19 protein-coding genes are annotated in these 21804 nt (G+C 72.3%); 9 read left to right on the top strand and 10 right to left on the bottom strand.

Going from position 1 to position 21804, the window contains the following annotated elements; all coding sequences use genetic code 11:
• Positions 1 to 23: 23 nt before the first annotated feature.
• From B072_RS0133595 to B072_RS0133615, 5 genes are all read left to right on the top strand, one after another.
• Complete coding sequence (locus B072_RS0133595) at positions 24 to 647, top strand: O-methyltransferase (RefSeq protein ID WP_018534366.1); 624 nt, start codon at positions 24 to 26, stop codon at positions 645 to 647.
• Between the two features lie 90 nt (positions 648 to 737).
• A complete protein-coding gene (locus B072_RS0133600) occupies positions 738 to 1949 on the top strand; it encodes a damage-control phosphatase ARMT1 family protein (protein WP_018534367.1) in 1212 nt (403 codons plus the stop codon).
• Positions 1950 to 1994: 45 nt separating this feature from the next.
• Positions 1995 to 2690 (top strand): 2-phosphosulfolactate phosphatase, encoded by a 696-nt coding sequence (locus B072_RS0133605; protein ID WP_018534368.1) that lies wholly within the window; start codon positions 1995 to 1997, stop codon positions 2688 to 2690.
• 98 nt (positions 2691 to 2788) lie between these two features.
• Positions 2789 to 3670 (top strand): hypothetical protein, encoded by an 882-nt coding sequence (locus B072_RS44740; RefSeq protein WP_018534369.1) that lies wholly within the window; start codon positions 2789 to 2791, stop codon positions 3668 to 3670.
• 184 nt (positions 3671 to 3854) lie between these two features.
• Positions 3855 to 4277, top strand: a complete 423-nt coding sequence (locus B072_RS0133615; protein ID WP_018534370.1) for a PPOX class F420-dependent oxidoreductase — start codon at positions 3855 to 3857, stop codon at positions 4275 to 4277.
• Between the two features lie 34 nt (positions 4278 to 4311).
• Here B072_RS0133615 and B072_RS0133620 read toward each other — a convergent pair whose 3' ends face one another.
• A complete protein-coding gene (locus B072_RS0133620) occupies positions 4312 to 5367 on the bottom strand; it encodes a lipoyl protein ligase domain-containing protein (protein ID WP_018534371.1) in 1056 nt (351 codons plus the stop codon).
• Between the two features lie 117 nt (positions 5368 to 5484).
• On the opposite strand from B072_RS0133620, the gene B072_RS44745 reads away from it, so the two are divergent.
• From B072_RS44745 to B072_RS0133640, 4 genes are all read left to right on the top strand, one after another.
• The gene (locus B072_RS44745) at positions 5485 to 6546 is read left to right on the top strand and encodes an agmatine deiminase family protein (protein ID WP_234018975.1); all 1062 of its coding nucleotides are present in this window, start codon (positions 5485 to 5487) and stop codon (positions 6544 to 6546) included.
• Between the two features lie 90 nt (positions 6547 to 6636).
• Positions 6637 to 7020: an LLM class flavin-dependent oxidoreductase gene (locus B072_RS48845; protein ID WP_018534373.1), complete on the top strand. Its 384-nt coding sequence runs from the start codon at positions 6637 to 6639 to the stop codon at positions 7018 to 7020.
• An 85-nt stretch (positions 7021 to 7105) separates the two neighbouring features.
• A complete protein-coding gene (locus B072_RS0133635) occupies positions 7106 to 10222 on the top strand; it encodes a glycoside hydrolase family 2 TIM barrel-domain containing protein (RefSeq protein WP_018534374.1) in 3117 nt (1038 codons plus the stop codon).
• A complete protein-coding gene (locus B072_RS0133640; protein WP_018534375.1) occupies positions 10219 to 12210 on the top strand; it encodes an alpha-glucuronidase in 1992 nt (663 codons plus the stop codon). Before B072_RS0133635 ends, B072_RS0133640 begins: the two co-directional genes overlap by 4 nt.
• Here B072_RS0133640 and B072_RS0133645 read toward each other — a convergent pair.
• The 9 genes from B072_RS0133645 to B072_RS0133690 are packed head-to-tail and all read right to left on the bottom strand — an operon-like array spanning position 12204 to position 21648.
• Entirely contained in the window at positions 12204 to 14234 is a 2031-nt protein-coding gene (locus B072_RS0133645; protein ID WP_018534376.1) for a beta-galactosidase, read from the bottom strand. The genes B072_RS0133640 and B072_RS0133645 overlap by 7 nt on opposite strands.
• Entirely contained in the window at positions 14231 to 14911 is a 681-nt protein-coding gene (locus B072_RS0133650) for a hypothetical protein (RefSeq protein WP_018534377.1), read from the bottom strand. The genes B072_RS0133645 and B072_RS0133650 overlap by 4 nt, the downstream gene beginning before the upstream one ends.
• Entirely contained in the window at positions 14908 to 16272 is a 1365-nt protein-coding gene (locus B072_RS49470) for an alpha/beta fold hydrolase (protein WP_063746484.1), read from the bottom strand. Before B072_RS49470 ends, B072_RS0133650 begins: the two co-directional genes overlap by 4 nt.
• Before the next feature lie 51 nt (positions 16273 to 16323).
• Positions 16324 to 17628, bottom strand: a complete 1305-nt coding sequence (pcaB, locus tag B072_RS0133665) for a 3-carboxy-cis,cis-muconate cycloisomerase (protein ID WP_018534378.1) — start codon at positions 17626 to 17628, stop codon at positions 16324 to 16326.
• Positions 17625 to 18227, bottom strand: a complete 603-nt coding sequence (gene pcaG, locus B072_RS0133670; protein WP_018534379.1) for a protocatechuate 3,4-dioxygenase subunit alpha — start codon at positions 18225 to 18227, stop codon at positions 17625 to 17627. The genes pcaB and pcaG overlap by 4 nt, the downstream gene beginning before the upstream one ends.
• 9 nt (positions 18228 to 18236) lie before the next feature.
• On the bottom strand, positions 18237 to 19010 hold the full coding sequence (pcaH, locus tag B072_RS0133675) for a protocatechuate 3,4-dioxygenase subunit beta (RefSeq protein ID WP_018534380.1): 774 nt from the start codon (positions 19008 to 19010) through the stop codon (positions 18237 to 18239).
• Positions 19011 to 19027: 17 nt separating this feature from the next.
• Positions 19028 to 20230: a thiolase family protein gene (locus B072_RS0133680; RefSeq protein WP_026246566.1), complete on the bottom strand. Its 1203-nt coding sequence runs from the start codon at positions 20228 to 20230 to the stop codon at positions 19028 to 19030.
• 5 nt (positions 20231 to 20235) lie between these two features.
• Positions 20236 to 20880, bottom strand: coding sequence for a CoA transferase subunit B (locus B072_RS0133685; protein WP_026246567.1), 645 nt, complete (start codon positions 20878 to 20880; stop codon positions 20236 to 20238).
• Positions 20881 to 20883: 3 nt separating this feature from the next.
• Entirely contained in the window at positions 20884 to 21648 is a 765-nt protein-coding gene (locus tag B072_RS0133690) for a CoA transferase subunit A (RefSeq protein WP_018534383.1), read from the bottom strand.
• Positions 21649 to 21804: the final 156 nt, after the last annotated feature.

Below are 21804 nucleotides of genomic sequence, written 5' to 3' on the forward strand. Positions count from 1 at the left end.
CCCAGAGTGGGGGGAGGGGCGCCATGACCGGTACGGAATCCGAAGTGCCCGACGGCGCGGGCGCGTTCGACGACACGCCCGCCTCGCGGCCCGAACGCCTCGCCGCACTGCGGGACGCCGCCCGCGCCGCCGGGTTCGAAATGTCCTGCGACGAGCGCACCGGCAGTCTCCTGGCCACGCTGGCGGCCGCCCAACCCGGCGGCCGGATCCTGGAGCTCGGCACCGGGGTGGGAGAGGGGACCGCCTGGCTGCTCGACGGCATGGACGTCAAGGCGCACCTCATCACCGTCGAACTCGACCACGCCGTACAGGATGTGGCCCGTCGGGAGCTCGGCGCCGACCCTCGGGTCTCCTTCGTCGCGGAGGACGGCGGGGTGTGGCTGGAGACGTACGACGGGCCGCCGTTCGACCTCGTCTTCGCCGACACCTGGCCGGGCAAGTTCACCCACCTCGACCGCGCCCTCGACCTGGTGGCGCCCGGCGGCACCTACCTCATCGACGACCTGGCGCCACGGCCCGACTGGCCGGAGAGCCATCGGGCGGCGGTGGACGACCTGCTGCGCACCGTGGAAGGGCTCGACGGCTTCCGCACGACACGGCTCGACTGGTCGAGCGGCCTGCTGATCGCGGTGCGTTCGACGGCGTGACCCGGAGCGCCCCGACCGTCGCCCGCGCCCGCGCAAGTAGCATCGGCGTTCCGCCACCCGCAGCAGCACGACGACGTACGACGAGGCCTCATGACGCGCGACCCAGCCCCCGACGCCCCCGTCATCGTGAGCGACGAACCCGGCTCCTTCCCCCGCAGCGTGTTCCTCGAACGGCACCCGGCGCTGATCCGCCGCGTGCGGGACGCCTTCCCGTACGGGCCCGGACAGCGCTGCGCGCTGGACGCGTTGCTGGAGGAGAGCACCGGCGGGGTGATCGAACCGCTGGCCGCCGACGCGCCCGGCCGTGAGCAGTGGGACGCGTGGCGCCCCGAGCACTTCGGGCAGGGGTGGCTCGACGCGCCGTTCCTGTGGGCCGAGAGCTGCTTCTACCGCAAACTCCTCGACGCCGTCGGCTACTTCGCGCCGGGGCCCTGGCAGGGCGTCGACCCGTTCCGCCCCTTCAAGCTGGCGGAACTGCGCACGGCCGAGGCCGACGAGGAACTCGCCGCCCTGGACCGCCTCGCCGCGCTGCCGGTCGAGGAACAGGCCGCGGCACTGTTGCACGGCTCCCTGTGGGGCAACCGCGCCGACCTCGGGTTCCGCATGGGGTCCGCGGGCGGCGCGACCGACGGTGGAGACTCGCCCGTGATCGTGGACGACTCCGACACGCTGTGGGAACTGCTGCCCACCGGGGCCGGGAACAGCGTGCACGAGGCCGGGCACACCGTGTGCCTGGTCGCCGACAACGCGGGCCGCGAACTCGTCCCCGACCTCCTCCTCGTCGACCATCTGCTGCGACACGGCCGCGCCGCGCGCGTCGTCCTGCACGTCAAGCCGTACCCCTACTACGTCTCCGACGCCACGACCTCCGACGTGCTCGACGCCCTGCGTCATCTGACGGGCGCCGACGGCGCCGCCCGCGCGGCGGGCGAGCGGCTGTGGGCGGCGATGGGCGGCGGCCTGCTGGAGGTGCGCGCGCACCCGTTCTCCTGCGCTCCGCTGCCGTACGCGGACATGCCCGACGATCTGCGCGAGGACTTCGCCGCCGCCACCGTCACCGTCTTCAAGGGAGACCTCAACTACCGTCGCCTGGTGGGTGATCGGCTGTGGCTCGCCACCACGTCGTTCGCCGGGCGCACGGCGTACTTCCCCGGTCCGGTGGCCGCTCTGCGCACGCTCAAGTCGCAGGTGATCGTGGGCCTCGACGCCCGGACGGAACAGGCTCTCGACGCGGCGACGCCCGACGGGGGCTGGCGGACCGGCGGGACCCACGCCGTGATCCAGACCCGCGTCGGGCCGTGAACAAATCCCGCGCGTGACCGGCCGGGCCTGCGGCAGGATGACGCGATGGATCATCACTTCGTAGGCATACCCGAGTTGACCGACGTACCCCGTGTCGCGGTCGTCATCGACGTCATGCGCGCCTTCACCACGGCCGCCTGGGCGTTCTCCCGCGGCGTCGAGAAGATCGTCCTGGCGTCGACGCTGCGCGACGCACTCGCTCTGAAGGAGAGCCACCCGGGATGGCTCGCGCTGAAGGACGGGGCTCCGGCGGAGGGCTTCGACGCGGTGAACTCACCCGGCCTGCTCGGATCACGCGACTTCGCCGGCCGCACTCTGGTGCAGAAGACGACGGCGGGAACCGTGGGCGCGCTGGCCGTCGCCGACGCGCCGCTGATCCTGTGCGCGAGCTTCGTGGTGGCGGGACCGACCGCGCGGTTTCTGCGGAACGCGGCCGCGGGTCCGGTGACGTTCGTCGTCACCGGCGAGGACGGCCGTGCCGACGAGGACCTGGCCTGCGCCGAGTACATCGGTCGACGCGCGGCCGGGGACGAGGTCGACGCCGCTCCGTACCTCCACCGCGCGCGGAACTCCCGTGCCGCGGCGGACCTCGCCGCCGGGCTGCGCAGCGGGTTCCACCCGGACGATGTCGAGCTCTGCGTGGAGGTCGACCGGTTCCCCTTCGCGATGGTGGCTCGCCGGGAGACGGACGAGGAGGGGGAGGAGCTGATGGTGCTGCGTCCGGTGCCGGTCACGCGGTGAACCGCCGCGCTGGAAGCCTGCGTTGAACGTTTGCGCGGCGTTCGGCGTCCAAGGGCGGTACGGCGCGCGAGGCGCCGCGTGGGGAGGACGGGGCGGGGATGCGGAACGGACCACGGCAGGTGGCGCCGGCACTCGTGGCGTTGCTGGCGCTGGCACTGGCGGGATGCGGCACGGAGGTGCCCGAGGGGCTCGTGGTCGGGGAGTCGGCGTCGCCGCCCCCGGCCCCGTACAGCGGCCCGCTGAAGGCGAAGACGCCCTCGTGGGTGGGCGAGGACGGTCTGTTGGAGGGCGGGGGCGCCGCGGTGCTGACGCTGGAGTGCGCCGGGAAACCCCACGAGGCGGGCTCGGTCGCCGACGAGGGCTCGGGCGACGAAGGGGCCGACTCGGCGGACGAGGCGCTCGCCGCGTACGTCGCCGACCAGGCGGGCGAATCGGAGCCCGGCCGCGGCTACCGCGTCGAGGCCCGTACGAAGCAGCGCGTCCTGTACTCCTACGACGTCGCGGCCCGCACCCGCGCCGCGGTGATCGTCGCCGAGGACGAGCGCGGCTGGTTCGCGGAGACGCACGCGCAGTGCGACCCGTCGGAGTTCCGGGCGAAGGAACGGGACCGGCTCGGCATCAACGTGTGGGAGGACGCGCGGGGGCGGGCCGTGTCCACCACGAAGGTCGTCAGCTGGATGGGGGCCGAGCACTGCGACTGGCAGTCCGTGGAGTTCGTGACGCTGGACCGCGGGAACGACGGGCGCCTGCGCGGGCAGGAGTATCTCCGGGACCCGGAAGGGAAGTTGACGGACCTTCGGGGCCTCAGGTCGACGTACGCGAAGGACGTGCAGCTGCCCGCCGACGCCGTCGACACGGGCTACCGGCACGACGGCCGGGAACTGTGGCTGGCGCGGGACAGGACCCACGCGTACGCACGGTCCGCGGACGGCGCGGTGGAGCGCTGGCCCGGGACGAAGGAGCCCGTGGGCTGCATGTGAGGGACGCCGGTCGGACCCACACGTTCATCTTTGGCTGCGGGTCCGAGGGCATCTCCGGGGCCCCTGGCCGGTACACCGGCCGGCGCACCGACCGAGTGGAGCAGATCCGCTGCCGAGGCGACCGGCCGCGATGCCGACTACCGTCGAAGGGCCCCTTCCGTCACCCCGCAGGACAGGAGACACCGTGTCCAGGCCCCCGCTCCCCGCCGACGCCGTCACCATGCTGAGCCGTGCCAACCCCTGCACCGTCACCACGCTGCGCTCCGACGGAGCGCCCGTCTCCACCGCCACCTGGTACCTGTGGGAGGACGGCCGGGTCCTGCTCAACATGGACGAGGGCCGGGTGCGGCTGAAGCACCTGCGCCGCGATCCGCGGCTCACGCTCACCGTGCTCGACGAGAACGACTGGTACACGCACGTCAGCCTCATCGGGCGGGCCGTCGAGCTCCGCCCGGACGAGGGCCTGGCCGACATCGACCGCATCGCCCGGCACTACACCGGCGGGCCCTACCCCGACCGGGTGCGCAGCCGCGTCACCGCCGTGATGGAGATCGAGCGGTGGCACGGCTGGGGCACGTTCCGCGACAGCGACCAGGCCGGCGCGTAGCCGAGCAGGGGGCTACCAGGGGGCTGTCACGGGACTACGGCACCCGGGCCGTCCACTCCTCGGTGCCGAACTTCGTGCGCACCAGTTCCTCGGCCCGTGCCAGCTCCGCCTCGGTCACCGCCCCCTCGGTCAGCCCGTACCGCCCCCGGAACGAGCCGATCATGCGGGCGATGACCTCCTCGCGCGGCAGGCCCGTCTGGCGCCGCAGCGGGTCCACGCGCTTCTTCGCGCTCTTCGTGCCCTTGTCGGAGAGCTTCTCGCGACCGATCCGCAGCACCTCGACCATCTTGTCCGCGTCGATGTCGTAGGACATGGTCACGTGGTGCAGCACCGCGCCCTGCCCGGTGGCGACCCGCTTCTGGGCGGCGCCCGCGACCTTGCCGACGTCCGTCGCGATGTCGTTCAGCGGCTGGTACCAGGCCTTGATGCCCATGTCGGCGAGAGCGCCGAGCACCCAGTCGTCGAGATAGGCGTACGAGTCCTGGAAGGAGAGCCCGGAGACCAGCGCCCGGGGCACCGCGAGGGAGTACGTGATCGTGGACTTCGGCTCGGCGAACATCGCGCCGCCGCCGGAGATCCGCCGGACGACCGTGACGCCGTGCCGGGCCACGCCCTCCGGGTCGACCTCGTTGCGCAGCGACTGGAAGCTGCCGATGATCACCGCCGGGCGGTCCCACTCCCACACCCGCAGCGTCGGCGGGCGGTGCCCGAGCGCGACCTGCTCCGTCATCACCTCGTCGAGGGCCATGTGCAGCACCGGGGACTGCGGGGCGTCGTGGACGAGCTGCCAGTCGTAGTCCCGCCAGTCGGTGGCCCGGGCGAGCGCCCGGCGCACGGCGGTGGCGACGCTCTCCGCGGTGAAGCCGAAGAGCACCGCCGAAGGGGGCAACGCCGCCTGGATGCGGGCCGTGAGACCGGCCGCGTCGGTGTCCGCCGGGGCGCCCTCCAGTGCGCCGTCGATGTCGAGCAGCGCTTCGTCGGGCTCCAGGAAGAAGTCACCGGACACCCGGACGTCACGGAGGACTCCGTCCTCGACGTCGAGATCCACCACCACCAGCTTGCCGCCGGGCACCTTGTATTCGCCGTGCACCGCACACCTTCCCTGCCCGCCGCGAGGGAGCGGCGATCACTGATCTCACCGTAACTCCGCGGAACGGATCATGTGCCGCGGGAGCGAGGGCGGCGGTGATCGGGCAGAATTCAGCCGGTGTCCCAGGAGCCGCAGTCGCGTCGTCGCTTCGTTGCCGAGTGGGAGCCTCACGCCCGTACGTTCATGTCCTGGCCGGCGCTCGCGTCGGTGTGGGACGAGGACCTGGACGCGGTGCGCGCGGACATCGCGCGGGTGGCCCGGGCGATCGGCGCGTACGAGCCCGTCGTGATGATGGCGAGGCCGGAGCAGCGGGCCGCCGCCCAGCGGGCCTGCGGGGCGCAGGTCGACGTGATCCCGCTGATGGTGGACGGCCTGTGGGCCCGGGACACGGTGCCGGTGTTCGCCGAGGAGCCGGGGGAGCCGGAGGAGTCCGGGGAGTCCGCGGACCGGGTGCTGGGCGTCGACCTCAACTTCAGCGGCTGGGGTGGCCAGCAGACGCACGAGCACGACGCGCTCGTCGGGCGGCGCCTGCTCGCCGCGTACGACATCGCGCGGACCGTGGCGCCGCTGGTCGCCGAGGGCGGCTCCTTCGAGACCGACGGAGAGGGCACCCTGCTGGTCACCGAGAGCTCGGTCGTCAACAGGAACCGCAACCCCGGCAAGAGCCGCGACCGCGTCGAGGCCGAGCTGAGGAGCAGCCTGGGCGTGACGCGTGTGATCTGGCTGAAGGGCGTCAAGGGGCAGGACATCACCGACGCGCACGTCGACAGCATCGCCCGGTTCGCCGCGCCGGGCGTCGTCCTCGTCGACCAGGCGTTCCCCGGCAGCCCGCCCGACGTCTGGTCCCGCGCCGCCGACCAGGCCCGGCGCGTCATCGAGGAGTCAACGGACGCCCGCGGCAGGCGACTTGAGGTCACCGACCTGCCGCAGCCCGACCTGGACGAGATCACCGGCGACGGCGACGACTTCGTCTCCACGTACGCCAACTTCTACGTCGCCAACGACGCGGTGTTCATGCCCCGCTTCGGCGACACGAAGGCCGACGATCGCGCCCGCGGCATCCTTCAGGACCACTTCCCCGACCGGGACATCGTGCCCGTACGGATCGACGCCATCGCCTCGGGCGGCGGCGGCATCCACTGCGCCACCCGTGAACAGCCGGGCCACCCGGACGCGTAAGTCGCCTGCCATCAAAACGTCTTGACTCTTCGTCAGATCTCCCGCATCGTCCACGGGCGTTGGGCCGGCCCACCGCGAAGGAGCGTGGCAATGGACCTCGATGTGCTGTACGAGATCGACGTACCCAAGCCCTGGAAGGGCTCCCATCCGCACGGCCAGCGCGCCGCCGAGCAGCGTGCCTGTCGCGAGGCCGTCGAGCAGATCCGGCTCGCCGACAAGATGGGCTTCCGCACGGTGTGGGCGGTCGAGCACCACTTCCGCGAGGGTCGCTCGCACTGCCCCGCGCCCGATGAGGAGGCGCAGGGTGCGGACCCGCACGTCCGGCTGGTGCGCGGGGGTGGTCTGCTCGGCGCGGAGCACCTGGTGGACGGCGTGCACCCCGGCGACGAAGGGCACGCCCGCATCGCCGCGGCGGTGGCGGAAAGTCTCAGGGACCTCCCGCCCCTCAACAGGCATATTCGGAAAGGCCCTTGACGAATACAGTGCGGCACCCGAAAGAATCCGTTACATCAAGTTGCTTTCTGGTGAAACGTGTTCGCTCCAAGGGGGCCGCCTCGACATGTCCGTCACCCGCAGATCCGTCCTGGCCGCGGGCGCGGCCACCCCGCTGGCCGGGGCGCTCGCCACGCCCGCCGCGGCCGCCGACCGTACCGGGGCCGTCGGCCGTCGCACCGTCGACCTCGCGGACGGCTGGCGGTTCGCGCTCGTCAGCCCGGACGGCATCACCGACCCGACCGGCGCCTACGCCGACGCCGAGCAGCCGGGGTACGACGACGGGCAGTGGCGGACGGTCGCCGTCCCGCACGACTGGAGCATCGAGCAGACCCCGACCACCGAGCACCACACCACCAGCGGCACCGGCTTTCTGCCCGGCGGACTCGGCTGGTACCGAAAGAAGTTCACGGTGCCGACCGGCTACGCGGGCAAGCGGATCTCGGTCGAGTTCGACGGCGTCTACATGGACGCGAACGTGTACGTGAACGGCGAGCTCGTCGCCAACCACCCGTACGGATACACCGGGTTCGCGCTCGACATCACCGATCTCCTCCACGTCGACGGCGCGACGGCGAACGTCCTCGCGGTCGAGGTCCGCAACCGGCTTCCCAGCAGCCGCTGGTACTCCGGCAGCGGCATCTACCGCCATGCCCGCCTCGTCGTCACCGAGCCGGTGCACGTCGAACGCTGGGGCACGTTCGTCACCACGCCCGACCTGGCCGCCACCCTGAAGAAGGGCTACGCGACCGTCGACGTCCGCACGAGCGTCGCCAACGCGTCCGGCACCGCGCGGGACGTCACCGTCGTCTCCACGGTGCGCGACGCCAAGGGCCGCCGCGTCGCCCGTACCGAGACCGTCGTCGACTCGGTGACGGCCGACGCGACGAAGGCGGCGCACCAGCAACTCACCCTCAAGCAACCGCAGTTGTGGTCCATCGAGACGCCCGGTCACCGCTACACCCTCGTCACCGACCTGCGCGTGAACGGCGTCACCGTCGACACGTACCGCACCCGCTTCGGCGTCCGGCATGCCGTCTTCGACCCGGCCGACGGCTTCTCGCTCAACGGGACGTACGTGAAGATCAAGGGCGTCGACCTGCACCACGACCTCGGCGCGCTCGGCGCGGCCGTGCACCCCGACGCCGTGCGCCGCCAGCTCACGATCATGAAGTCCATGGGCGTCAACGCCCTGCGGACCTCGCACAATCCGCCCGCGCCCGAGGTGATCGAGGCCTGCGAGGACCTCGGCATCATCATGCTCGTCGAGGCGTTCGACTGCTGGCGCACCGGCAAGAACACCTACGACTACGGCCGCTTCTTCGACGCGCACAGCGACGACGACATCGCCGAGATGGTGCGCGCCGCCCGGAACTCGCCCGCCGTCCTGATGTGGTCCATCGGCAACGAGATCCCCGACTCGACCCGCACCGAGGGCGTCGCGATGGCCCGGCGCCTCGTCGCCGACATCAAGGCGCTCGACACGACACGGCCGGTCGTCATCGGTTCCGACAAGTACCGCTCGCTGCCCGCCGTCGGCTCGCCCGCCGACCTGATCCTGGCCGGGCTCGACGGGCTCGGCCTCAACTACAACACCGCCGCCTCGGTCGACGCCCTGCACGCCCGCTATCCGCACCTGTTCCTCTTCGAGTCGGAGTCCTCGTCGGAGACGTCGACCCGGGGCACGTACCAGGAGCCGGAGCACCTCAACACCGGCGAGAACCACACTCCCGGCAGGCGCGCGACCTCCAGTTACGACAACAACCTCGCCTCCTGGACGATGAGCGGCGAGTACGGCCACAAGAAGGACCGCGACCGGCGCTGGTTCGCCGGCCAGTTCCTGTGGTCCGGCATCGACTACATCGGCGAGCCGACGCCGTACGACGTGTTCCCGGTGAAGGCGTCGTTCTTCGGCGCGGTCGACACCGCCGGGTTCCCGAAGGACATGTACCACCTCTTCCGCAGCCAGTGGGCCGACGAGCCGATGGTGCACCTGCTGCCCATGGACTGGACGACGCACGAGGAAGGCGCGGAGGTGGAGGTGTGGGCGTACGCGAACGTCGCCGAGGTCGAGCTGTTCCTCAACGGCCGCTCCCTGGGCGTGCGTTCCTTCGACGAGAAGAAGACCGTCGACGGGCGGACCTACCTGGAGACGACGGAGGCGACCGGTGACGACAAGACGGTCACCTCCGGCACCTACCCGGGCAGCTACACCTCTCCGAACGGCAGCGCGGGCAAGCTGCACCTGATGTGGAAGGTGCCGTTCGCCGCCGGTGAGCTGAAGGCCGTGGCCCGCAAGGGCGGCAGGACGGTGGCGACGGATGTGCTGCGCACCGCGGGCAGACCGCACGCCGTGCGGCTGAGCGCGGACCGCAAGGCCCTTGCCGCGGACGGCCGTTCCCTGGTCTTCGTGACGGCGGAGGTCGTCGACGCCAAGGGTGTCGTGGTGCCCGACGCCGAGCACCTGCTGGAGTTCGCCGTCGACGGCGGGCAGGTGGCCGGGCTCGACAACGGGCGGCAGGAGAGCGCCGAGCGCTACCAGGCCAGTACCCGCACCGCCTTCCACGGCCTCGCGCTCGCGATGGTCCGGGCGGGCACGAAACCCGGGCGGCTCACCGTCACCGCGAAGTCGGCCGGGCTGCGGACCGGGCAGGTGTCGGTGCGCGCGACCGGCCCAGCGGGCGCCCCCGTCACCCCGCGCGAGCCGTTCACCCCCGACCCCGGCCCCGGCGCGCCCACGTACCCTCTCGCGGACGCCAGTTACTCGGGCGCGGTCAAGACCCTGCCCGCCGCGATGCTCGACGGCGACGCGGCCACCCAGTGGTCCAACGCCTTCCAGAAGTCCGCCACCGCCCTGCTGCCCGCCTTCAGCGGGGCGCGGCCCGCCGACTGGGTGTCCGTCGAGTGGGACCAGGCGCGGACGGTCGGCCGCGTCGAGGTCTCCTTCACCGTCGACGACCGGCACTCCCTGCCGAGGACGATCGACGTGTCCGTGGGGGACGGCGACCGGTACACCGCCGTCCCCGACGTCGACATCGAGTGGGCCACCGCCTCCGGCGAACCGACCGTGCTCACCTTCGACGCCGTACGCGGCCGACGCGTGCGCCTCGACCTGACCAGCCGGAACCCCGGTGCGGCCGACGGAGCCTTCGGCATCGCCGCGCTCGACGTGGCGGAGTCGTGACCCGTCCCGACGACCGCGTCGACCCCGCGTGGCTGCCCGACGAGGCGCTGCGCGGGGTCGGCGCGCGCCGCGTGCGGGTGCGGGGCGAAGGGCCGCTCGTCGACACGGTGTGGGCCGAAGTCACCTACGCCTGCCGTGAGTTCGGTGGCAGCGTGGTCGGCGAGGGCACGGACTGCGACCTGCTGCTGGCGGTGGCCGCCGACGGCGACGAGGGACCCGAGGGATTCACCCTGCGGCGGACAGCGCGGCGCACCACCGTCACGGCCGCCGCCCCGGCCGGGCTCCTGTACGGCTTCTTCCACGTCGTACGGCTCGGCGAGGCCGCGTTCGCGGAGGCCGCCGACGAGACGCACCGGCCCGCCCTCGCCCTGCGGATGCTCGACCACTGGGACAACGTCGACGTGCACCCCGTGATGGGGCAGGTCGAGCGCGGCTACGCGGGCGGCTCCCTGTTCTGGCGGGACGGGCGGGCGCGTGCGGACCTGGCCGACCTGGCGCGGATCCGCGCGTACGGCCGACTGCTCGCGGCCTGCGGCATCAACGCCGTCGCCGTGAACAACGTCAACGTCCACGCGACCGAGACCCACCTCCTGACCGACCGCTTCGCCGAAGTGACCGCCATAGCGGCCGAGTTACGGCCCTACGGCATCCGCACCCACCTCTCCGTCAACTTCGCCGCGCCCCGGCTGCTCGGTGGGCTCGACACCACCGACCCGTACGACGAGTCCGTGCGCGCGTGGTGGCGCGAGACCGCCGACCGCGTCTACGCCGCCGTGCCCGACTTCGGCGGCTTCGTCGTCAAGGCCGACTCGGAGGGGCAGCCGGGACCCTTCGCCCACGGTCGCAGCCATGCCGACGGCGCGAACCTCCTCGCCGACGCGCTCGCCCCGCACGGCGGCACCGTCCACTGGCGGGCCTTCGTCTACGACCACATCCAGGACTGGCGCGAGCGCACGACGGACCGGGCGCGCGCCGCGTACGACCATTTCGCCCCGCTGGACGGGGAGTTCGCCGACAACGTGATCCTTCAGGTGAAGCACGGGCCGATGGACTTCCAGGCCCGCGAACCCGTCTCGCCCGTCATCGGCGCCCTGCCCCGCACCCGGGTCGCCGTCGAGCTGCAGGCCACCCAGGAGTACACCGGACAGCAGCGGCACGTGTGCGCGCTCGCGCCGATGTGGTCCGAGGCGCTGACGTTCCGGCCGGAGGGTGAGTCCGGGCCCGCGGTCGGCCAACTCGCCTCCGGTGGTGGCCTGGTGGCCGTGTCGAACGTCGGCGACGACGCGTTCTGGACCCGGCACCCGCTCGCCCAGGCCAACCTCTACACGTACGGCCGCCTCGCCTGGGACCCGGCCGCCGATCCGCTCCGACTCCTCGACGAATGGGCCGAGTCGACCTTCAGCCCCGACCTCTCCCCGGATCCCGAGCGGCTGCGCTCCGGACTGCGGGCGGTGCTGCACGGCTCGTGGGCCACGTACGAGAAGTACACCGCGCCGCTCGGCGTCGGGTTCATGGTGCAGCCCGGGCACCACTACGGGCCGAGCGTCGACGGGTACGAGTACAGCCCCTGGGGCACCTACCACCTCGCCGACCGCGACGGCGTCGGCGTCGACCGGACCCGGGCCACCGGCACCGGATACGCGGCGCAGTACGCGAAGGCGTGGGCCGACACCTACGAGCGGGTCGAGAGCTGCCCCGACGAGCTGCTGCTCTTCTTCCACCACGTGCCGTACGACCACGTCCTGCGCAGCGGGAGCACCGTGATCCAGCACATCTACGACACCCACTTCGAAGGCGTCGAGGAGGTCGCGGCGGCGCGCGACGTCTGGGCCTCCCTCACCGGCCTCGTGGCGCCCGCCCGGCACGCCAGGGTCGCCGAGCTGTACGAGGAGCAGCTGAGCGGCGCCCGCGAGTGGCGGGACCACGTGAACAGCTACTTCCTGCGCAAGTCCGGGGTGCCGGACGCGCACGGGCGGCGCATCTACTGAAGGCGCAGCAGGGCGACGCCCAGCGGGGCGAGCGCGAGCGGCTCGCCGGGCTCGTACCGCTTGCCGGTCAGGGCATCGGTCGCGGCGGCGTGCGCCGCCAACTGGACAGGAACGGAGGTGTGGTTGAGGAGGAAGAGGAGACGCGTGCCGTCCGGAGCGACCCGGTGCGCGGTCTCGACGCCCGCGTGCCCGGCGTACGGGCCGACGAGCCCGTGCCGGTCGAGCACCCGGCGCACCACCTCGTCCGTGCCCGCCTCGTCGAGGCATGTGGCCACGTACCAGCCCTCGCCGCCGCGACCGCCGAATCGGTGGCGGGTGACGGCCGGGGTGCCCGCGTAGAAGTCGGCGGTGTACGTCGCGACCGGCTCGGCGCCCTGCGGGACCACGATCTCGAAGACCAGGCCGGCGTCCACTGCGCGGTCGCCGATGCGGACCGGGTGGGTGACGTCGGCGGGCCGGGAGTCCCACTCGTCGATCCGTACGCCCATCAGCGGCCCGAGCGGGCCCGGCACATCGGAGAGGAAGGCGCGGCCGTGCGCGTCACCGCGCCCGGAGAGGAACGTGGCCAGAACCGTGCCGCCGCGCTCGGCCACGGCTTCCAGGCGCTCCGCGAGGTCGCCCTTCACCAGGTGCAGCACGGGAGCGAGGACCACGTCGTACGGCGCGAGGTCGGCGGAGACCGGGACCACGTCCACGTCGGCGCCCGCCGCGCGGGCCGCCCGGTAGTAGCCGTGCACGACGTCCTGGTAGCGCACAAGGCGGGACGGGCCGTCCGAGATCTCCAGGGCCCACCAGCTGTCCCAGTCGAAGAGCAGCGCGACGCGGGCGGGGGTGCGGGCACCGAGCGTCAGCGGCCCGAGATCCGTCAACTCCTCCCCCACGTGGGCTACTTCGCGGAACACACGCGTGTCGTCGCGGCCCGCGTGCCCGATGACCGCGCCGTGGTACTTCTCGCAGGCGCCGCGCGAGGCCCGCATCTGGAAGTACAGGGCCGCGTCCGCGCCGTGCGCGATCGCCTGCCACGTCGCGAGCCTCAACTCGCCCGGTCTGCGGAGCGGGTTGACGTCCCGGCACGCGGTCGTCGACGGCGTCTGCTCCATCAGCCAGAACGGGGCGCCGCCCTTGAGCCCGCGCATCAGGTCGTGCGCGAGGGCCGGGACCGTGGGCGGCGCGCCGAGCGGCGGATAGCTGTCCCAGGACGCGAAGTCGAGGTGCGGCGCCCAGCGGTGGTAGTCCAGCGGCCGGTACGCGCCCATGAAGTTGGTCGTGACGGGGGCACCCGTGTCGTGGGCCCTGATCGCCTCCTTCTCGGCGACGAAGCAGCCGAGCAGCGCGTCCGTCATGAACCGCTGGTAGTCCAGGGTGATGCCCTGGAACGCGGTGTGGTCGGGGCCGCGCCAGTGCTCGGTGAGCGCGCTCGGCGGCTCGATCTGCGACCAGTCCGTGTACCGGTGCGACCAGAACGTCGTCCACCAGGCGTCGTTCAGCGCGTCGAGCGAGCCGTGCCGCTCGCGCAGCCAGTCGCGGAACGCGGCGGCGCACCGCTCGCAGTAACAGGCGCCGCCGTACTCGTTGTTGACGTGCCAGGCGAGCAGCGCCGGATGGCCCGCGTACCGCTCGGCGACGCGTGACGCCAGCGCCGTGGACAGTCGCCGGTACGCGGCCGAGCTCGGGCAGAAGTTGTGCCGCTGGCCGTAGCCGTGGCGCCGGCCCTCGAAGTCGGTGCGGTTCACCTCGGGGTAGGCGTGCGCGAGCCACGGCGGCACGGCCGCCGTGCCGGTGGCGAGCACGACGCGTCGGCCCTCGGTGGCGGCACGCTCGACGATCCGGTCCAGAACGGCGAAGTCGTAGGCGTCCTCGGCCGGTTGGAGGACCGACCACGCGAACACGCCCACCGTGAGCGTGTCGATCCCGGCCTCGGTGAACAGCCGGTGGTCCTCGTCCCAGACCTCTTCCGGCCACTGCTCCGGGTTGTAGTCGCCGCCGTACAGGACCTTGGCGGGTGCGCCGGTCGACGGGTTCATGCGGTGAAGTCCTCCCGGGTCTCGGTGATCATCCGGTGGCTGCCGCGCAGCAGGGAGAGCAGCAGGAGCGAGGCGAGCAGCAGCGGCAGCGCCTCGGTGAGCCACAGCGTGCCCGCGGCCGCGAGCACGAGCAGGCTCGCGGCGCCCGGCGACGCCCCGCTCCGGCGCAGCAGGAAGTACCCGGCGAGCCGAGCCGTGTCGGCAGTACGGAACGTGAACAGGGCGGTCAGGACGAGGGCGTTGGCGCCCCACAGCAGAGATCCCACGCCGACGACGGCGAGCAGCACGGCCCACCAGCCCGGCAGCCCGGCCGCGGCGAAGTGCGTGAGCGTGAACGCGATGACGCTCAGCCAGGCCAGCAACGGCAGCCAAAGCCGCAGCGCGGCGCTGGAGTTGACGCGCAGACCGTGAAGGAAGGCGCGCGCCGGCCGCAGGTCCGCGAGATCGGTGCCGCGCTGCTGGAGTGCGTACAGGGCCGCCGCGAGCGCCGGACCAAGCGGCACCAGGCACACCCCGGCGAGCGGCAGATTGGACGGGTCCCCGCCCAGCAGGAGCAGCCCCGCCAGGCTCGGCGCCAGCGTGGCCAGGAACAGTGCCTCGACCGTGAGCAGGGTGTGCACCAGGGCGGCGCCGCGGGACAGCGGCCCCCGGCCGAACGCGGCCTGCGCGGTGCTCATCGCGGCTCACCGTCCCCGAGCAGCCGTCCCGCGTCCCACCACGCAGGCGTCTCGTCCTCGACCGGGCTCACCTCGACGAGCGTCACCTCGTGGCGCTCCAGAGTGAGGTCGACCGTGACGCCCAACTCGCCGACGGGGAGGCGATGATGGGACCGCGCGGGTTCGGCGGCCTCGTGCAGAACGTCGACCTGGCGCGGGCGCGGCGACCGGGGACTGCCCATGCGTCGCCACGCCGTGTACGCGTTGCCGCGCTCCTCGTCCACGCTGGAGCGGCGCAGAAAGGCGGTGCCGCCGGACAGGGGAACGTGGAGGCGAAGGGTGTGCAGGCCGGGCCCCGGCGCCACGCCGGTGGGGTCGACCGGGGCCCACGCGAGCACCGTCACCCGGCCGTCCGGGTGCCGCGTCACGAGATGGTCGTCGCCGCGGCCCAGTACCTCCTCGCCCATCCGCGCCATGAAGGCGTACAGGTGGTACGTGGGCTTCTTCACCTGGCGGTGCGTCAGCAGCCCGAAGCCGCCGTGGAAGAGCGCCGTCGGCACGCCCTCCTCCTCGAACATGTCGCTGAACGTCCAGTACGAGAAGGAGTCGACGAGATCCCCGCCCGCGGCCACGACCGGCGCCAGATACGCGGCGTGGAACGCGGTGTCGTGGACGGGGTTGTCCGGCCGGTACGAGGAGTTGAACAGCTCCGCGAGCTCGGCACCCGGCACCGCGTCGGCGATCTCCCGCAGATGCGCGGGCGGCGTCGCGGGATCGTCGCGGCCGGCGATCAGCAGCGTGGGAACGGCGATGTCCCCGAGCCGCTCCCGCAGATCGAAGGCGGCGAGCGCGTCACAGCAGGCGGCGTACGCCTCGGGATCCGCGTCCCGGTTGTCCCGCACGAGACGCGGCACGGAGAACCCGGGCGTGAACCACCGCGCCGGCGCACTGTCGGCGACACCCGCCGTGCCCTCCTTGCGCACGAGCGCGGCCCGCTCCTGCCACGCCCCGGCCCCGCCGAAGTGCGCGGAGGAGCACAGCACGGCCAGCGCGCCGACCCGCTCCGGATGATGCACGGCGAGATGCAGGCCGACGGCGCCGCCCAATGACACACCAGCGTAGGCGAATCGCTCGATCCCGAGGTCGTCGGCGAGCGCGAGGACGAGCCCGGCGAGCTCACCGACGGTGGCCCCCGCGGAGATCAGCCCGGGCGCGGACCCGCCGTGCCCCGGCAGATCCCACCGCACCACGCGATGCGCGACCGACAACTCGGGCGCGACCTGGTCCCAGAGCGCGAGCGAGGTGCCGAGGGAGGGGCCGAGGAGGAGGGGAGGCGCGGTGGGGGAGCCTTCGGCACGGTGATGAAGGAGGGGGCGGTTCATGTGAACTCCAGGGAAGGGAAAGTCCGGGAAGGGGGCGGGTCGGGGGACATCTCACAACCGGGCCAGCGCCCGATCCACCAACACCCCCGCGGCCCCCACGTACCGAGCCGGATCCATCAACTCACCGAGATCGACCCTCTTGAGGTCGGGTTCCTCCGCGAGGACGTCCAGCAACGAACACCCGCGCCCTCGCGCCGACTTGGCCGCATCCGCGAGCAACGCCCTGGCCCGCCCCCGCCCGAGCAACCCCGCCAGCTCGACGGACAACCGCTCGGAGACGATCGCGCCCCCGGTGAGCCCGAGATGCGCGCGCATCACACCGCCCCGCACCACGAGCCCGCCGACCAGCTCGGAGGCATCCCGCACCGCTCCGCCCACCAGCCGCAACAGCTCCCGCAGCGTGGCCCATTCGGCATGCCACGCCCCGGCGGGCCGCTCGTCCTCGGCCGGCAGCGACCCGTACAGCGTCGCCGCGAGACCGGGCGCCCGCCGCGCCGCGGCGGCGATGAGCGTGGCCCGCACCGGGTTCGCCTTGTGCGGCATCGCGGACGAACCACCGCCCGCGCCCTCCGCCAGCTCCCCGATCTCCGTACGGGAGAGGATGAGCACATCCACGGCCGTCTTGCCCAGCGCACCCGCCGCGAAGGCGAGCGCCCCGCCCAGATCGGCGACCGGAGTGCGCAGCACATGCCACGGCAACTCCGGTGCTGACAGGCCGAGTTCCGTCGCGTACGCGTCGACGAGCGCCGTCGGATCGGTGGCGCCGTACGCCTCGAACGCCGCCAGGGTTCCCGCGGCGCCGCCGAGCTGGACCGGCAGCACGACAGCCCGCAGCCGGTCCCGCGCGTCCAGCACCAGCGACCGCCAGCCCGCCGCCTTCAGCCCGAACGTCGTCGGCACGGCGTGCTGCGTCAGCGTACGACCGGGCATGACGGTGTCCCGGTGCTCGGCGGCGATACCCGCCAACACCTCAGCCACGTCATCGAGTTCACCGACGACGACTTCCAGGGTCCGCGCCGCGACCAGCATCAGCGCGGTGTCCAGCACATCCTGACTCGTCGCGCCCCGATGCACGTACGCGCCGTACTCCGCCGGCACCGCCGCCGTCAGGTCGGCGACGAGCGGGATCACCGGGTTGCCGCCGGTCCGGGCCCGTCGCGCCAGGTCCCGGACGTCGAAGCGGTCGGCCACCGCGGCCGCGGTCACCGCGTCGGCGGCCGCTGCGGGCGCCAGACCGAGCGAGGACTGTGCGCGGGTCAGGCCCGCCTCCGCGTCCAACAAGGCCTGAAGGAAAGCCTGTTCGGAGGTGGTGCGCTCGGTGGGCGCGTCCTCGCTGCCGGGGTCGAACAACGTCACGTGAACTCCAGGAAGACCGTCTCGCCCTCGCCCTGAAGGCGCACGTCGAAACGGTACGTGCCGTCGGCCTGCGGACGGGCGACCAGCGTGTCGCGGCGCTCCGGTGCGAGGCGCGCGAGCAGCGGGTCCGAGGCGAGCGCGGGGTCGCCCTCGAAGTAGATCCGCGTGAACAGGTGGACGAGCAGCCCGCGCGCGAACACGCACACACTCAGGTACGGGGCGTTGTCGCCGCGCGCTCCGGGCCACAGCGTCCGCACGTACCAGTGGCCGCCTGCGTCGGTCTGGCTGCGGCCCCAGCCGGTGAACTCCACGCCGTTGCGGCCGAGATAGCCGCCGGTGGCAGGGTCGCGCCGGATCGAGCCGTCGACCTGCGGCAGGTTCCCCTCGTGGTCGGGGCCCCATATCTCCAGGAACGCGTCCGGCACGGGGGTGCCCTCGCCGTCGTACACGTACCCGCGCACGACGACCTCGTGTCCGTCACCGGCGGGCGCGATGTCGGCGCCGCCGGGGAACGGCAGCGCGTAGCCGTAGAACGGGCCGACCGTGTGGGACGGCGTCGGCAGGACCGCGGCCGGATTGCTCGTGTCGATCTTCGTCATGGTGGCTGCTCAGCGCCCTTCTTCGATCCAGGTGGCCTGCGGGCCGTCGAGCACGATGTCCCAGTGGTAGCCCATCGAGAACTCCGGCACGGACAGGCTGTGGTCGTAGGTGGCGACCAGGCGCTGCCGAGCGGCGTCGTCGGTGACGGACTGGATGATCGGGTCGTAGGGGAACAGCGGGTCGGCGGGGAAATACATCTGTGTCACGAGACGCTGCGTGAACGCCGAGCCGAACATCGAGAAGTGGATGTGGGCCGGGCGCCAGGCGTTCACGTGGTTGCGCCACGGATACGGGCCCGGCTGGACGGTCGTGAACCGGTACTGGCCCTGATCATCCGTCAGCATGCGCCCCACGCCGGTAAAGTTGGGGTCCAGCGGTGCGTCGTGCTGCTCGCGCTGATGGGCATAGCGGCCGGCCGAGTTGGCCTGCCAGATCTCGACCAGCTGACCGCGCAGCGGGCGGCCGTCACGGTCGAGGAGGCGGCCCGAGACGGTGATGCGCTCACCGATCGGCTCACCGGTGTGCTGCCGGGTGAGGTCGTTGTCGATCTCGGTGATGTCGCGCTCGCCGAACGCGGGGGAGGCCAGCTCCACCAGCTCCGGGTCCCTGCTGACGTCGATGTTGATCGGCGGCTGCTTCGGGTGGCGCAGCGTGGAGGAGCGGTAGGGGGCGTAGTCGCGGCGCGGCTGGTGCTCGACGGGCCCGCCGTCGGCGACCCGCTTCTCGTACGCGGCGTGCTCGGCCGCGATCTCCGCGTCGATGTCGTGTTGCGTGAGAGTCATGGGAGTTCGTGGCCTTCCTAGCGTTCCAGTACGAGGGCGAGGCCCTGGCCGACGCCGATGCAGAGGGTGGCGACGCCGACCCCGGAGCCCTTGCGGGCGAGCTGGTGGGCGACGGTGCCGGCGAGCCGGGCGCCGGACGCGCCGAGCGGGTGGCCGAGCGCGATGGCTCCGCCCTGCGGGTTGAGCAGCGCCGGGTCGAAGTCGGGCCACTCGGCGACGCAGCCGAGGACCTGTGCGGCGAACGCCTCGTTCAGCTCCAGAGTCGACAGGTCGTCAAAGGTCTTTCCCGCCTTGGCGAGTGCGCGGTTCGTCGCCTCGACCGGGGCGAGACCGAAGTAGTGCGGGTCGAGCGCGGAGACACCGGAGGCGGAGATCCGAGCGAGCGGCTCGCGGCCGGTGGCCCTCAGGCCCTCCTCGTCGACGAGGAGGAGGGCGGCGGCGCCGTCGTTGAGCGGCGAGGCGTTGCCCGCCGTCACCGTGCCGCCGTCCTGGCGGAAGGACGGCTTGAGCTTCGCCATCGCCTCCAGGGACGCCGTCGCGCGCACGCACTCGTCGGCGTCGACCACGACCGGGTCGCCCTTGCGCTGCGGGACGGAGACCGGGACGATCTCCGCGTCGAACAGGCCGTTCTTCTGCGCGGCGGCGGCCTTCCGGTGGCTGGCGAGGGCGAACTCGTCCTGCTGCTCGCGTGTGATGCCGTGCTTGTCGGCGATCAGCTCGGCCGACTCGCCGAGCGGCACCGTCCACTGCGGTTCCATCCTCGGGTTGACCATGCGCCAGCCCAGCGTGGTGGAGTACAGCTCGGTGTGCGCGGCCGGGAACGGCTTGTCGTTCTTGGGCAGGACATAGGGCGCGCGGGTCATGGACTCCACGCCGCCCGCCACCGCGACCGACGCGTCGCCGAGTGCGATGGCGCGGGCCGCCTGGACCACGGCCTCCAGACCGGAGGCGCACAGCCGGTTCACGGTCACGCCCGGCACCGAGGTCGGCAGCCCGGCGAGCAGCCCGGCCATGCGGGCGACGTTGCGGTTCTCCTCACCCGCGCCGTTCGCGTTGCCGTAGTAGATGTCGTCGATCCGCGACGGATCCAACTCCGGTGTACGGGAGATCAGTTCACGGATCGCGTGGGCGCCCAGGTCGTCCGGGCGGACCGCCGCGAGGGCGCCGTTGTACCGGCCGACGGGGGTGCGGACTGCGTCGACGACGTAGACGTCCTTGATCCCGCTCACTTGGCCTCCTCCGGGATGCGGACCTCGGTGGCGGTCCTCGTCACGACGTCCTCGGCGCTCACGCCGGGCGCCAACTCGACCAGTTCCAGGCCGTGTTCGGTGATGTCGAGGACGGCGAGGTCGGTGATGATCCGGTTCACGCACGCCTTGCCGGTCAGCGGCAGCGCGCACTCGTCGAGGATCTTCGGGGAGCCGTCCTTCGCGGTGTGCGTCATCACGACGATGACCGTGCGCGCCCCGTGCACGAGGTCCATCGCGCCGCCGATGCCGGTGATCATCTTGCCGGGCACGGCCCAGTTGGCCAGGTCGCCGCCCGCCGACACCTGCATGGCGCCGAGCACCGCGACGTCGATGTGGCCGCCGCGGATCATCCCGAAGGAGAGCGCCGAGTCGAAGAACGAGGCGCCGGGCAGGACCGTGACGGTCTCCTTGCCCGCGTTGATCAGATCCGGGTCGACCGCGTCCTCGGTGGGATACGGGCCGGTGCCCAGGATCCCGTTCTCCGACTCCAGGATCACCTCCACGTCACCGGGGAGGTAGTTGGGGATGAGCGTGGGCAGACCGATGCCCAGGTTCACGTACTGGCCGTCGCGCAGCTCACGTGCCGCGCGCGCCGCCATCTGCTCCCGTGTCCATGCCATGGCTCACTCACCCACCGTCGAGGTCGTGCGCTTCTCGATGCCCTTGTCCACGGCCTCTTCCGGGGTGAGGGCGACCACCCGCTGCACGAAGATCCCCGGCAGGTGCACGGCGTCCGGCTCGATCTCGCCCGGCTCCACCAGCTCCTCCACCTCGGCGATGGTGATCCGGCCGGCCTGCGCGGCGAGGGGGTTGAAGTTCCGGGTCGACTTGTTGAAGACCAGGTTCCCGTGCCGGTCGCCCTTCGCGGCCCGGACCAGCGCGAAGTCGGTGCGGATGGCGCGCTCCATCACGTACTCGACGCCGTCGAACTCACGGACCTCCTTGGGCGGCGAGGCGAGCGCCACCCCGCCGTTGCCGTCGTAGCGCCAGGGCAGTCCGCCGTCCGCGACCTGGGTGCCCACGCCCGCCGGGGTGTAGAACGCGGGGATCCCGGCGCCGCCCGCGCGCAGCCGCTCCGCGAGCGTGCCCTGCGGAATCATCTCGACCTCGATCTCACCGGCCAGGTACTGCCGGGCGAACTCCTTGTTCGCGCCGATGTACGAGCCGGTGACCCGGGCGATACGGCCCGCCGCCAGCAGAACGGCGAGTCCGGACTCCAGGGCGCCGCAGTTGTTGGACACCACCGACAGGTTCCCGGTGCCCTGCTCGTACAGCGCCTTGATCAGTACGCCGGGCACCCCGCTCAGTCCGAACCCGCCGACCGCCAGGGACGCGCCGTCCCCGACGTCGGCGACCGCCTGCGCGGCCGTGGCGACCACCTTGTCCATGTCTGCGAGACCCGTCTGTAGGAGGTGGGTGAATTGCTCAGCGCACTGAGTGTTTTCGAAGCGGGCCTCACGTTGCCACTGGGTATGTGAACCGTCAAGGGTCTACGATTGCTCAGTACACCGGCTTAAATGGGCGCGCTGACCGACGTATCGCAA

The sequence above is a fragment of the Streptomyces sp. HmicA12 genome (assembly GCF_000373565.1).
GTDB lineage: Bacteria > Actinomycetota > Actinomycetes > Streptomycetales > Streptomycetaceae > Streptomyces.

Bases quoted from the DNA above. Each gene is read 5' to 3' on its own strand.
- B072_RS0133595 (WP_018534366.1), top strand. From the start codon at position 24: ATGACCGGTACGGAATCCGAAGTGCCCGACGGCGCGGGCGCGTTCGAC.
- B072_RS0133600 (WP_018534367.1), top strand. From the start codon at position 738: ATGACGCGCGACCCAGCCCCCGACGCCCCCGTCATCGTGAGCGACGAA.
- B072_RS0133605 (WP_018534368.1), top strand. From the start codon at position 1,995: ATGGATCATCACTTCGTAGGCATACCCGAGTTGACCGACGTACCCCGT.
- B072_RS44740 (WP_018534369.1), top strand. From the start codon at position 2,789: ATGCGGAACGGACCACGGCAGGTGGCGCCGGCACTCGTGGCGTTGCTG.
- B072_RS48845 (WP_018534373.1), top strand. From the start codon at position 6,637: ATGGACCTCGATGTGCTGTACGAGATCGACGTACCCAAGCCCTGGAAG.
- B072_RS0133635 (WP_018534374.1), top strand. From the start codon at position 7,106: ATGTCCGTCACCCGCAGATCCGTCCTGGCCGCGGGCGCGGCCACCCCG.
- B072_RS0133645 (WP_018534376.1), bottom strand. From the start codon at position 14,234: ATGAACCCGTCGACCGGCGCACCCGCCAAGGTCCTGTACGGCGGCGAC.
- B072_RS0133650 (WP_018534377.1), bottom strand. From the start codon at position 14,911: ATGAGCACCGCGCAGGCCGCGTTCGGCCGGGGGCCGCTGTCCCGCGGC.
- B072_RS49470 (WP_063746484.1), bottom strand. From the start codon at position 16,272: ATGAACCGCCCCCTCCTTCATCACCGTGCCGAAGGCTCCCCCACCGCG.
- pcaG (WP_018534379.1), bottom strand. From the start codon at position 18,227: ATGACGAAGATCGACACGAGCAATCCGGCCGCGGTCCTGCCGACGCCG.
- pcaH (WP_018534380.1), bottom strand. From the start codon at position 19,010: ATGACTCTCACGCAACACGACATCGACGCGGAGATCGCGGCCGAGCAC.
- B072_RS0133685 (WP_026246567.1), bottom strand. From the start codon at position 20,880: ATGGCATGGACACGGGAGCAGATGGCGGCGCGCGCGGCACGTGAGCTG.
- B072_RS0133690 (WP_018534383.1), bottom strand. From the start codon at position 21,648: ATGGACAAGGTGGTCGCCACGGCCGCGCAGGCGGTCGCCGACGTCGGG.